At 64.7% G+C, this 12384-nt stretch carries 13 protein-coding genes; 5 read left to right on the plus strand and 8 right to left on the minus strand.

What is annotated here, in order from left to right; all coding sequences use genetic code 11:
- Positions 1 to 184: 184 nt before the first annotated feature.
- Positions 185 to 562 (plus strand): nuclear transport factor 2 family protein, encoded by a 378-nt coding sequence (locus V6U71_RS12245; RefSeq protein WP_411338729.1) that lies wholly within the window; start codon positions 185 to 187, stop codon positions 560 to 562.
- Here V6U71_RS12245 and V6U71_RS12250 read toward each other — a convergent pair whose 3' ends face one another.
- Positions 563 to 1564, minus strand: a complete 1002-nt coding sequence (locus V6U71_RS12250) for a LysR family transcriptional regulator (protein WP_411338730.1) — start codon at positions 1562 to 1564, stop codon at positions 563 to 565.
- Between the two features lie 149 nt (positions 1565 to 1713).
- Between V6U71_RS12250 and V6U71_RS12255 the strand changes: the two genes are divergently transcribed.
- The 4 genes from V6U71_RS12255 (at position 1714) to V6U71_RS12270 (ending at position 6745) form a co-directional block, all read left to right on the plus strand.
- Positions 1714 to 2979 carry a cytochrome P450 gene (locus V6U71_RS12255; protein ID WP_411342350.1) on the plus strand — a complete coding sequence of 422 codons (1266 nt, stop codon included), beginning with the start codon at positions 1714 to 1716 and terminating at the stop codon, positions 2977 to 2979.
- Between the two features lie 192 nt (positions 2980 to 3171).
- Entirely contained in the window at positions 3172 to 5439 is a 2268-nt protein-coding gene (locus tag V6U71_RS12260; RefSeq protein ID WP_411338731.1) for a TonB-dependent receptor, read from the plus strand.
- Positions 5440 to 5503: 64 nt separating this feature from the next.
- Positions 5504 to 5938, plus strand: a complete 435-nt coding sequence (locus V6U71_RS12265) for a GFA family protein (RefSeq protein WP_411338732.1) — start codon at positions 5504 to 5506, stop codon at positions 5936 to 5938.
- A 9-nt stretch (positions 5939 to 5947) separates the two neighbouring features.
- Positions 5948 to 6745, plus strand: coding sequence for an SDR family NAD(P)-dependent oxidoreductase (locus V6U71_RS12270; RefSeq protein ID WP_411338733.1), 798 nt, complete (start codon positions 5948 to 5950; stop codon positions 6743 to 6745).
- Between the two features lie 6 nt (positions 6746 to 6751).
- On the opposite strand, the gene V6U71_RS12275 is transcribed toward V6U71_RS12270, so the two are convergent.
- From V6U71_RS12275 to V6U71_RS12305, 7 genes are all read right to left on the minus strand, one after another.
- Entirely contained in the window at positions 6752 to 7126 is a 375-nt protein-coding gene (locus tag V6U71_RS12275; RefSeq protein WP_411338734.1) for a limonene-1,2-epoxide hydrolase family protein, read from the minus strand.
- The gene (locus V6U71_RS12280; RefSeq protein WP_411338735.1) at positions 7123 to 7896 is read right to left on the minus strand and encodes an SDR family NAD(P)-dependent oxidoreductase; all 774 of its coding nucleotides are present in this window, start codon (positions 7894 to 7896) and stop codon (positions 7123 to 7125) included. The genes V6U71_RS12275 and V6U71_RS12280 overlap by 4 nt, the downstream gene beginning before the upstream one ends.
- 4 nt (positions 7897 to 7900) lie before the next feature.
- Complete coding sequence (locus V6U71_RS12285; protein ID WP_054588185.1) at positions 7901 to 9013, minus strand: hypothetical protein; 1113 nt, start codon at positions 9011 to 9013, stop codon at positions 7901 to 7903.
- A 24-nt stretch (positions 9014 to 9037) separates the two neighbouring features.
- Positions 9038 to 9445 (minus strand): hypothetical protein, encoded by a 408-nt coding sequence (locus tag V6U71_RS12290; protein WP_411338736.1) that lies wholly within the window; start codon positions 9443 to 9445, stop codon positions 9038 to 9040.
- Complete coding sequence (locus V6U71_RS12295) at positions 9442 to 10470, minus strand: phosphotransferase family protein (RefSeq protein ID WP_411338737.1); 1029 nt, start codon at positions 10468 to 10470, stop codon at positions 9442 to 9444. The genes V6U71_RS12290 and V6U71_RS12295 overlap by 4 nt, the downstream gene beginning before the upstream one ends.
- Positions 10467 to 11528 carry a zinc-binding dehydrogenase gene (locus tag V6U71_RS12300; RefSeq protein ID WP_411338738.1) on the minus strand — a complete coding sequence of 354 codons (1062 nt, stop codon included), beginning with the start codon at positions 11526 to 11528 and terminating at the stop codon, positions 10467 to 10469. Before V6U71_RS12300 ends, V6U71_RS12295 begins: the two co-directional genes overlap by 4 nt.
- 107 nt (positions 11529 to 11635) lie before the next feature.
- Complete coding sequence (locus V6U71_RS12305; RefSeq protein ID WP_411338739.1) at positions 11636 to 12376, minus strand: helix-turn-helix transcriptional regulator; 741 nt, start codon at positions 12374 to 12376, stop codon at positions 11636 to 11638.
- Positions 12377 to 12384: the final 8 nt, after the last annotated feature.

The raw sequence follows: 12384 nt of genomic DNA on the forward strand, positions 1-12384 counted from the left end.
TCCCGACGCCGGTTTCTGGACCTGTTCCGGCATGTCCGGGGCAAGGATGCGGAGCCACCGGGTCAAAGTCCAATCGGCCTTTGCCGCCGACCTATTGGCGGCTCCGATGGATGATGCCGCCGAAACAATTGGTATCGCCTCACCGGCCGCGGGAAGATGACGCGCTCGCCGGGAGAGGAAAGCCATGACCAACGACCGCACGCAGCACGCGCTCGCCATATTGGCTGCGATCGGCACCGGGACAGTCCCGCTCGATCCGTTCACGTCCGACGCACGCTGGTGGTGGAACGGCGGGCTCGACCTGCCGGTGGCGGAGTTTGCCGCGCTCCTCGCCACGCTGCACATACAAACCGAAAGCGGCATCGCCATCACGACCGGCCTGATCATGGCGCAGGACGACAGCGTCATGATCGAGGCGACATCGGCGGCGCGGCTGACCAACGGCCGCATCTATGACAATCGCTATATCTTCCTGTTCCACTTTCGCGGCGACGCCATATGCGAGGTGCGCGAATATAGCGACAGCGCGCACGTCAACGCAACGTTCGACCTTGCCGCTTGATCAGCCGAAGGAAGCGATCGGCAATCGCTCGACGCTTTCGCCCGCCGCCTCGCGCCCGGCTTGCCACCGCTCGGCAAACTCGAAGAAGCGCCGCGCCGCCTTGTTCGGTGCGGTGCCCAGCACGACCGAAAAATCCATGAAGAAATTCATGCCCTCGACCGGCCGCAACACCAGCCCGGCCGGGGTCGGAAACCAGCCGATACCGATGCAGCAATTGCCGCTGCGCAGCGCATAGCGTTCGATCGCCAGCGCATTGCCTTCGGACGGTGCGAGCGGGATCGCGCCGTGCGACAGCATGAAACTGACCATCGGGTTGATAAAGGCGTCGCCATGCTCGCCGCTCAGCATCGCGACCCGGCGTCCGGCGAGCGCGGCGCCGGGGATCACGTCCATCGCCGCGAGTTCGCTCTCTTCCGGAACCAGCAGCCCGATCTTGCGGCGACACAGCACGACGCGTTCGAGGGCATCGGGATACTGCACCTCGTTGACGATATGGCCGAAGGGCACGTCGCGGGTGAATTCACTCGCCGGCGTGTCGGTCGCGATTCCGAGCAGCAGCGCGGCGTCGAGCCGGTCGGTCAGCAGGTCGCGGATCTGGTCCGACTGCAAACGGTTGTCGATTGTGTGCCGGATTTCGGGACGCGCCGCGGCAAAGGCGTCGAGCAGGTCGATGCGATCGGTGAAGTCCATCGTGTACATCGCCGCGCCCAGCCGGAATTGCGTTGTCGTCGCATGCTGCATTTCCTCGGCGTCGCGGCGCACCTCTTCGGCGCCTTCCAGCAACGCCTCGACCTTGGGCAGCAGCCGCGCCCCCTGTTCGCTGAGCGTCACGCTGCGCGAGGTGCGGTGGAACAGCACGAACCCCAATATCTGTTCGAGTTCCTTGATCTGTCCCGACACCGTCGGCTGGGTCAGGTGCAGCCGCTCGGCCGCCCGGGTGACCGAGCTTTCGCGGGCAACCGCGGCAAAGCTGCGCAGCAGCTTGAGATCGAGATGCTGCATATCCTCTAACCCAATCGCTCTGTCGGCAATTGCCGCCGAGCATAGCAGATCGATTGGCGGGGTCTATCGATTCACCGCGAAACCCGATTGGACGCGCCCCGCCCCGGCTCCCTACCAAGGCGCCGGAGAGGAGAACCAACGTGGCCCCTATGCTCGCGGACAATATCGACGAGATCATCACCGATCCGGCAACCTACGCTGACGAGGCGCTGTATCACCGGACCTTCGCCGCGCTGCGCAGCGCCGATCCGGTACACTGGTGCACGCCGGCGCAATATCACCCCTTCTGGGCGGTGACCCGGCACGCCGACATCATGCGGGTCGAACTGGATGCGGCGAATTTCCGCAACGAGCCGCGCCAGTTCCTCGTCACCATCGACGACCAGAGGATGATGGAAGAGCAGACCGGCGAAAGCAATTTCGCGCGCAACCTCGTCGCGATGGATAACCCCGATCACAAGGCCTATCGCGCGCTGACCGCCGACTGGTTCGGCGCCAAAAGCGTCCGCGCGCTCGAGGAGAAGATCACCGAACTGGCCCGCGAAACCGTCGACCGCATGGTCGCGATGGGCAGCACCTGCGACTTTGCGAAGGAAATCGCCGCCTGGTATCCGCTGCGCACGATCATGATCGTCCTCGGCGTGCCGCGCGAGGACGAGCCCTTGATGCTCGAACTGTCCCAGAAAGTGTTCGGCGGCAGCGATGCCGACACGGGCGGCGGCGAAGGCATGGCATCGATGCTCGAGGCCTTTGCCGCGTTCAACGACTATTTCGGCCGCGTCGTCGCCGACCGGCTGGTGAACCCGCAGGACGACGTCGCGACGTTGCTGTCGACCGCGACTATCGACGGCGCGCCGATCGGCGAGGCCGAACGCAACGCCTATTTCCTGATCATCGCGGCGGCGGGGCACGACACCACCAGTTCGGCGATCTCCGGCGGCCTGCTGGCGCTGATCCGCAATCCCGACCAGATGGCGAAGCTGCGCGCCAACCCCGATCTGATGCCCCAAGCGGTCGACGAGTTCATCCGCTGGACGACACCGGTAAAACATTTCTTCCGCACCGCAGTGGCGGATTGCGAGGTCGGCGGACAGGCGGTGAAGGCCGGCGACAGCCTGATGATGTGCTACCCCTCGGCGAACCGCGACGAAGCGGTGTTCGACGATCCGATGGCATTTCGCATCGACCGCAAACCCAACCGCCAGCTCGCCTTCGGCTATGGCCCGCACGTCTGCCTCGGCCAGTTCCTCGCCAAGATGGAAATCCGGATTCTCTTCGCCGAGCTGCTCGCGCGCATCGACGCCATCGAGCTCGCCGGCGAGCCGGCATGGGTGAAAGCCAATTTCGTGTCGGGGCTCAAACGCTTGCCGATCCGCTATCGCTGCGAGGGAGCAGCGTCCGTCACCGATGGATGACGGAAATCAGTCACGCTATCCGCCGCGCGATCCTGGCTAGAGAGAGGCAGATAATAGCAGGCTTTCCATGCCTTTTCCCAATGGATCGGCGAACAGTCTCGATTGGACAGGACATGGGTGTGGGTGGGACACAGGAAACAAGACCCGCGGCCACGAAGCTGCGGTGACAGAATCGATGGGATGGAGGACCTTATGACAGCATTTCGCGTATTTTCGGCTGCCCTGCTCGGCGCGACCGCGCTGGCCTCGACGCCGGCATGGGCGCAGGACAGCGGCGGTGAGACGCCCGCCGAAACCGAAGCTTCGGGCGGCATCGTCGATATCGTCGTCACCGCGCAGCGCCGCTCGGAATCGCTGATGAAGGTCCCGGTCGCCGTCTCGGCGCTCAACACCGAAGACCTGACGCGACAGGGGATCACGTCGAGCTTCGATCTCAGCGGCTCGGTTCCCTCGCTCCAGGTGACAAGCGCGTTCGGCGAGGCGCAGCCCAATTTCACGATGCGCGGCATCGGGGTGGGCAACGAATATGGCGCCAACCAGGTGTCGCCGGTTGGCGTCTATACCGACGACAATTACCTCAGCGCCCGCACGATGCACGGCCTCCAGCTCTACGACCTCGAACGCGTCGAGGCGCTGCGCGGGCCGCAGGGCACGCTCTACGGCCGCAACACCACCGGCGGCGCGATCAACTTCATCTCGAACAAGCCGAACCTCGAGCCGGGCGCGCGCGGTTATGTCGAGGCAGGCTATGGCCGCTTCAACGAGGTCCGCGGCCAGGGCGCGATCGAAGGCACGCTGATCGACGACGTTCTCGGCTTTCGCGCTGCGGTCAATTATGTCGAGGCCGACGGCTATGTGAAGAACATCTTCCCCGGCCAGCCCGACGCCAATTCCAAGGATTCGATCGCCGGCCGCCTGATCATCCGCGCCAGGCCCAGCGAAAAGCTGGACATGATGCTGAAGTTCACGGGCAGCAAGGGCAAGCCGACGCAGGCCGCCGCCTTCCACCGCAATGACGGCACCGGTACCTCGACCTATTTCCGCTCGAACGACAACCTCAGCTTCTTCGAGACCAACCAGCCCGACCTCGGCTTCAACGACGTCAAGAATGCGGGCGTCCAGTTCAACATCAATTACGAACTGACCGACAGCCTCTCGCTCCAAACGCTGACCGCCTATGACTGGTCGAAGCAGGCGCTGTCGCAGGAAGGGTCGGGCACGCCCGTCGTCGGCTTCCTGCAGACCAATTACGGCGATGTTTATAAGCAGTTCAACCAGGAAGTGAAGCTGGCCTACAGCGGTGACAGCACCAATGTGCAGGCCGGCGTCTATTACGGCTGGGACAGCATCAACAACGTCGACAAATATCGCCTCGTCAGCACGCTCTATTTCTACCAGCACTACCGGCAGGAACGGAACAGCTACGCCGCCTTCGCACAGCTTGACCAGGACATCGGCGACCATTTCGGCTTCACCCTCGGCGTGCGCTACACGAAGGACAGCAACCATCATTATGATGCCTATTCCTTCCTGACCGCCTTTGCCGATCCGACGACGTCTCCGGCGTTCGGCACCTATGATTTCGATCCGACCGATCCCGACGCCGCGGCGATCACCTTCACCCACGGCAGCATCTCGCCGACCGGCGTGATCACCCCCGAAGCGTCGAAGCGCCGCAAGAGCAGCCGCGTCACGGGCAAGGTCGGCATCGACTACACTTTCGACAGCGGATCGATGCTCTACGCCAACTATAGCCGCGGCTATCGTGCGGGGTCGTTCGCCAGCCAGTTCTACGGCGGCAACCCGATCGATTTCGTGCCGCCCGAACAGGTCGATGCCTATGAAATCGGCGCCAAGACCCGGTTGTTCGACGGGATGGCGACCTTCACCACCGCAGCGTTCCTGACCAAATACAAGAACCAGCAGCTGAACGAGGTTATCGGCACCACCGGTTTTATCCGCTCGGCGCCGGGTTCGACGATCAAGGGGGTCGAGGCCGAACTCAATATCCGGCCGGTCTCGTCGCTGACCGCGAACCTTTCGGTGACCTGGCTCGACGCCACCTATGACAAATTGACGCTTTCGGGGGTCAATCTCGACGGCAACAACCTGCCCAATGCGCCGACATGGACGATCAACGCCGGGGCCGACTGGACGATCGGCTCGATCGGATCGGGCGAAGTCGTCTTCTCGCCAAACCTCGTCTACACCAGCAAGCAGTTCTTCTCGCCGTTCAACAACGAGGCAGGCAACCAGTTTCTCAATTCGCCCGGCCATGTGCTCGCCGACGCGACACTGGGCTGGGAAGGCGAGCAATTGTCCGTCCGCCTCTGGGCGACCAATATCTTCAACAAGAAATATTTCATGTACGGCCTCAACCTGCGCGATGCCTTCGGATACGACTATCTCCTCCACGCACCGCCGCGCATGTATGGCGTGACCGCACGCTACAAATTCTAGGAAAAAGGGGAGCGGCCGGCGGGATCTTCGGGTCCCGCCGGTTGCCGTTCCCGTAGAACGACCGATGAATAGGACGACCGACAAGCCGACATCCGAACGCACCACCGGCGGCTGCCTCTGCGGCAGCGTACGTTACAGTTTCGGCGGTGCGCCTTTGCTCACCGCCATTTGTCATTGCCGCAACTGCCAGCGCCAGTCGGGCAGCGCCTTCGGGATCGTCGCGGCGGTGCCCGAAGCGGATTTCGACCTGCAAGGCGAAACCCGGACCTTTCACGACAGCAGCGACAGCGGCCGGCCGGTCGCACGCGTCTTTTGCCCCGCCTGCGGATCGCCGATCCTGTCGACGATCGAACCGATGCCGGGCATCATGCTGATCAAGGCAGGCACGCTCGACGACCCGGCCGGGCTCCAACCCGCGATCGAGGTCTATTGCGACCGCGCCCTGCCCTTCCTGCCGGCGCTGGCCGGAACCGAACGCCATGCGGGATCGAACATCTAGGACAATCGAATGAGCACAATCCTGAACCTGGACGGCAAGGTCGCCGTCATCACTGGCGCCGCATCGGGCATCGGCCGCCAGACCGCCACGCTGTTCCATGCCCTCGGCGCGCGGTTGCTGCTGACCGATATCGATACCGCGGGGCTGGAGGCGTTTGCCGCCGAGCTCGGCGGCGACGTACTGACAGCGACGCATGACGTCACCAGCGCCGACGCATGGCACGCGGTGTTCGGGCAGGCGGGCGCGGCATTCGGCCGGCTCGATATCCTCGTCAACAACGCCGGCATCATGATGTCCAAACCCTTTGCCGACGCCGGGATCGACATTCTGCGGCGGCAGATGGCGATCAATGTCGAGGGCATCTACATGGGGATGCAGGGCGCGTTGCCGCTGATGCGCGCCGCGATCGCCGCGGGCGCGGGAACCACCTCGATCGTCAACATCTCTTCGGTCTATGGCAAGGTCGGCGGCGCGCAGTTCGCGGCCTATAGCGCGACCAAGGGTGCGGTGCGCGGGCTCAGCAAGGCGGTGGCGATCGAACTCGCGGAAACGGGCATCCGGGTCAATGCCGTGCTGCCGGGTCCGGTGGCGACGAATCTTGGCGCGACGTGGGATCCGCCGACCGACGCCGAAGGCAACCCCCTCACCCCAGAGGCCGCGCTGGCCGCGTGGACGAAGCTCATTCCGATGGGACGCCTCGGCGATGCCAACGACATCGCGCCGCTGATTGCGTTCCTCGCCAGCGACGCCGCGGCCTTCATCACCGGTTCGGAATTTATCGCCGACGGCGGCTATACCGCCGCCTGACCGGCGTCAGGGCATCGCGCGTTCGAGCTCGGCAAGGTCGAAATAGTCACGCCAGGCAACGATACGACCGCTGCCGTCGATTTCGAAAATCCCGGCAGCGCGCACCGACGTCCAGTCCTTTCCCGCAAAACGGAAACGATCGTCGCGCTCGGTGAAGACGATGTTGCCGTTCGCCGCGATGGCGAGGATGCGCCAGTCGATCGCCTCGGCCGCCAGAAACGGCGCCAGCATCTCCATCGTCGCCGCGCGGCCATGCGCCGGTTCGAGCGGGATACCCGCGCACGCGACATCGTCGGCGAGTAATCCGGCGATGGCCGTGGCATCGCGGCGGTTGAACGCAGCCACCAGCGCCTCGACCACCGCGACCGGACCGGCCGTCACCCGAGCGGAACCTGCGTCGGCTGACCCGAACCGGCGCTGACGCCGCCGTCGGCGACGACGATCGACCCGAACATGAAACCTGCCTCGTCGGAGGCGAGGAAGGCGGTCAGGTTCGCAATCTCCTCCGGCCGCCCCGGGCGCTGGGCGGGAATTTCCTTGATCCAGCGGTCGAGCAGGTCGGGCAACGCCTTGAACGCGTCGGTGGCCGGGGTCTCGATGAACCCCGGACAGATGGCGTTGATCCGCACGCCCTCGCGCGCATGATAGACCGCCATCGCCCGCGTCAGCTGGATGACCGCCCCCTTCTGGGCCGAATAGGATGGATAGGCACCTTCGCCGCCCAGTCCCGAAATCGACGCGATGTTGATGATCGTGCCCTTCGTCTTGCGCAGGTGCGGGATCGCGGCGCGCGAGGAGAAGAAGACCGAGTCATAATTCACCGCATTGCTGCGCCGCCAATCCTCGGTGCTATGTTCTGGGATCAGCGCCACCGCGGCTACCGCCGCATTGTTGACCAGGATGTCGAGGCCGCCGAACAGTTCGACCGCATGCGCGATCAGCGCCTCGACGTCGCCCTCTTCGCCCACGTCGGTCGCCATGAAATGCGCGTCCGGGTTTGCGAGGCGCCGCAGCGCCTCGTCGCCCCGTGCCTGCGTCCGGCCGCAGAACAGCACTTTCGCCCCGTCGTCGAGCAGCCGGCTGACGATGGCGTAGCCGATCCCGTCGGTGCCGCCGGTGACGATAGCCGTCCTGCCGCTCAATTTTCCCATCGGATCAGTCCTTGTCCCAGCGCGTGATGTCCATCGCGCTCTCGACGCCCAGCGGCGCATAAGCACCAAGGATCGCCTGTTCGAACGTGCCGATCGTTTCCTCGACCGTGCCGTCGGGCTCGGTCATCCGGACCCGTGACAGCCGCTGGACGTGCAAATTCTCAAGCTTTGTCGGGTCGAGATCGGCAACCGCGAAATCCTCGCGCTCGACGCGGAGCGCACCATGGTAATTGCCGTGGAACCATTCGCTGTGGAAATAGCCGATGCCCTTCATCTGCATCCGGTGAAACGGCTCGAACTCCAGCCGGTAGGGACCTGTGCCGTAATCGACGGTCAGCACGCCGCTCTTCGGCCACAGCGTGCCGGGTTCCAGAACCGTTTCCATCTCCGCATTTTCGGTTTCGAGGAAGGATTCGGGGCCGGTACCGTCGGGGCAGAGCACCGACCTTTTGTTCCACACATGCCCGCTCGGTTCGGCGGCGATGTGGAAGAAGAAGCTCTTGTCCTTGAAATTGAGCGGGGTCCATTGCCAGAAATAGCCCTGCTCGCCCGCCAGCGGATTGGGCTGCGGGTCCGACATGCCGATCGGACGCGTGCCCCACGACCGGTCGCGGGTGCCGGTGCACAGCGGGCTCAAATCGATGCGTTTGCCGTCGATGCTGATCCAGCCGGTCCAGTGGCCGTTCTGGGTCAGGCGGGTGTAGTCGAGGAAACCCTTGGTGCCGACGCGGCGCATGAAGCGCGGTTCCTCGATCGGAAAGGCCCGGCCGGTGATCGTGATGTCGGCGGCGATGCCGTCATGTTCGTCGACGACGATGCGGAGCTTCTGGAGCGGTTCGACCACCTCGATGCGGATCGGGCCGACCGACGTATCCATGCGGTCGGTCAGGACGCGGCTGCCGCGCAGGCAATGTTGCACCCCGTCGACCTGGATCGAAATGCCGCAGTCGATGATATTGAGGTGCGGATAGATGCCCATGCCGGCCAGGAAGAACAGCGAGCCGTCGGGCTCGTAACCGTTGAACCAGTAACGGTCATAGAAATTGCGGTCGGTGCCCGAATAGGCGATCGGCTCGGGCGTCTGGTGGATCGCGAAATCGTCGGCGGCGGTCAGCATGTGTATCTCCAATATGGGGAGGGGTCAGAAATTGGCGGAGGCAATCCGGCGGCGCTCGACCGAGCGCGCGAGTTCGCGCCAGATGTCGGTGTCGAGCGCGCGCGCTTCGTCATCGTCGCGGGTTTCGAGCGCGGCCTGCAAGTCGATGAGCGCCGCGCGCAAGCGGTCATTCTCGGCTTCGAGTGCCGAAACGCGAAGGTCGGGCTTCGCAGGCGCCGCCATCGCGACGCCCCCAAGCTGCAACAGCGCGCGCACCGAGTCATTCTCTTCAAACAATCGCGCCGCGGCGCGGTCGAATTCCTCGGCGATCATGTCGATCATCGCCGACCCCATCGCGACATTGTTGGCGCGAAAGCCGGTGAGTTCGGGGACGATTTCGGCGCGCAACCGCGCGGCAAGGTCGCTCGCGGCGACCGGGATCGACGGTTTCATAAATGCCCCATCAGTTCGAGGATCGCGCGGTCCTGCGCGTTGCGCAGCCACCAGGCGGCATAGGCGTGGATCACCTCGCGCTCGCCGCTCGTCGTCGTCCAGGCGTGGGCGCAGCTGTTCCAGATGCCCTGCCCCTTCACGCAATTGAGCAGTTCCCACCAGTGCAAGGCCTCGGGATCGGCGGTGAGCCCGCTCGCCGCCTCCCAGATACGGATCGCCTCTTCGCGCGGCGCGATGCCGCTGCGCCGCTCGTCCTTGCCGAAGGAAAAGACGCGTCCCAAGCTCCACGCCAGATCCTCGAGGGGGTCGCCGCGATGCGCCATTTCCCAGTCGAGCACCGCGATCAGATTGCCGCCGTCGTCGTAGAGGAAGTTGCCGGCGCGAAAATCGCCGTGGACCATCGCCAGCTTCTGCGCCGGCGGCGGCGGATTGCGGCGGAGCCAGCGGATCGCGGCGCGGGTGACCGGCTCGGGACCGACATCATTCTTGTCGAGCGTCGCTTCCCAGAAATCGAGCTCCTGCATCGCCGTGCTCTCCGGCGTCGCCGGGACCATGAACTCCAGATCGAGTTTTTCGACCGGCACCGCGGCGAGGCGCCCCATCGTGCCCCACATCTGCTCGGCGATATACGGCAGCTTGTCCCGCCACGCCGGTTCCTGAAGCTGATATTCGCTGTTGTGATACCCCCGCATATCCTCGGCGATCGAGATCGCTCCCCCCATCGGGCCGGGGTCTTCCTCGAGCAGGATCATCCGCGGCACCGGAATGCCATGGCCATGGATCGCGCGGTACGAACTATATTCGTGGTGGCGGTCACTATCGACATTGCTGACCGGCGGGTCGCGGCGGAGGATCAGCCGGTCGCTGTGCGCCCCGGCGCCGTCGCGATAGGACAGATCGAACCGGTAGGTCTCGCGCGAAGCGCCGAGCGGCAGCCGGTGCAGCCCGTCGATCCGGACATCCTGCCAGTCGGGAAAACGCGCCGCGAGATAGGCGGTCATATCGGCTTCGGTCAGCGCTTTCATGTCGGTGTCACCATCAGCTTGATGTCGGACCCGCCCCCCGACAGCGACGCAAAGGCGCGATCGACATCGGCGAGGCCGACCGACCCGGTGACCATCGGCGCGAGGCTGTCGGGATCGGCCGAAATCATCGCGAAGGCGTCGGCAAAATCGGCGGGCGAATAGGCAAAGACAAAGCGCAGTTGCAGCGCCTTTTGCAGGAAGAAGGCAGGCTCGATCGGGTCGGTTTCCATGCACGTGCCAACGACGGTGATCGTCGCGCCCACCGGCGCCGCGGCGCCGATCGCCATCAGCATCCCGGGCTTACCAACGCAGTCGAACAGGATCGCCCGCTCGCGCTTCTTCAGCTCGGGCGCCTGCGCCATCGCGTCCGACAGGCCGAGCGGCAGGCCAAGGTCGTTCCACCACCCCTCGCCCGCCGCATCGCCGGGCGCGAGCACGGCGTCGGCACCCAACCGCGCCGCCATCTCGCGCCGCGCCGCATTGGGTTCGATCGCCAGCACCGGCCCGAAGCCGAGCGCCTTCAGCCGCCTGATCACGAACAAGCCCACCGGGCCGCAACCGAAGACAGCAAAGGCTGCGTTCGCATTGGCGCCGCTTTCGGCGACCGCGTGGACGGCGACCGACAGCGGTTCGGTCAGCGCCGCGATATCGGTCGGCACATGATCGGGCACCGCGAAGGCCGCATCGGCCTGGAGCAGCATCTGTTCGGCGAAGGCCCCATTGAAGCGGTTCGAATAGCCGATCAGTTCGACGCCGTCGGGTCCGGCGATGAACGGCTGCGCGACGACGCGCTGGCCGCGTGCAAAACCGCCGCTGTTTTCCAGCACTTCGCAACAATATTCATGCCCCATCACGACGGGCTTCGCGGGGTCCATAAAGCCGCGGAAACCCGCGCGGTGGAGCAGGTTGCACAGATGATCGCTATGATCCTTGGCATGCAGGTCGCTGCCGCACACGCCGCACACCAGCGGCCGGGTGAGCAATTGCCCGGCGCCGGGCACCGGCTCGGCGATATCGGTCAGGGCGAGCGTGCCGCCATCGAGGACCATGGCCTTCATAGACTTCCATTCCCAATCGTCCGCGTTCCCGAAAGGCGCTGCGGATCATGGGAAGAGGCTATGGTCCGGCGCGCGTCATCGCCAGTGACGGAAACCCGCTATTGCCCTCAATGCCCGCCGAAAATCTTGGCCGTCATCGCCGCGCGATTATGGACATCGAGCTTGCGGTAGATACGCCGGAGGTGGTTTTCGACGGTGAATTCGGAGATGCCGGCGATAAAGGCGACCTGCTTGTTCTGCTTTCCCGCACCGATAAGCTGGGCGATCTGCAACTCGCGCGACGACAGTTTCGCCGCGACACCGCCGGCGGCGGGTCCGCTGTCGGAGAGCGCGGCCTGCAACGTGCCGCGGCCCCCGGCGCCCACCAGGATATCCTCGAACAACTGGCTGACCACCATCTGCGAAATCGCCGCGCTTTCCCGTTCGAGCAACCCGTGCGCGACGTCCGATTTGCGATGCCCGTCCGGGTGGCAATGCGCGCCGATCAGCAGGTAGAAATCGGGCAGCACCTGCTGCACCCAGGCACCGACGACATCGACCGAATGGCAGTTGATGAACTGGCGATATTCGGTCGCACCGTCGGCGACGCGGTCGAGCCGGTCCTCGCCCCAGCGGATCATCCGGCCGCAACGGTCGGTGCGATCGATCACCCGTGTGAAGGGGTCTTCCTCGAACACCCGGCCGTCCTTGTACGCATGCTGCGCCTCTTCGGAGACGCCATGGTGGAACAAATAGGTCAGGTCGGTCGCGCCCTGTGACTGCGCCGAAAAGAAGATCGACAGACTGTCGAGACCGCACGATGCGATCATCTGGTCGGCCCGGGCCGCAATATCGCGTGAAACCAGCATGTTTCCTC

This window comes from Sphingopyxis sp. J-6, assembly GCF_046603995.1.
Taxonomy (GTDB): Bacteria; Pseudomonadota; Alphaproteobacteria; order Sphingomonadales; family Sphingomonadaceae; genus Sphingopyxis.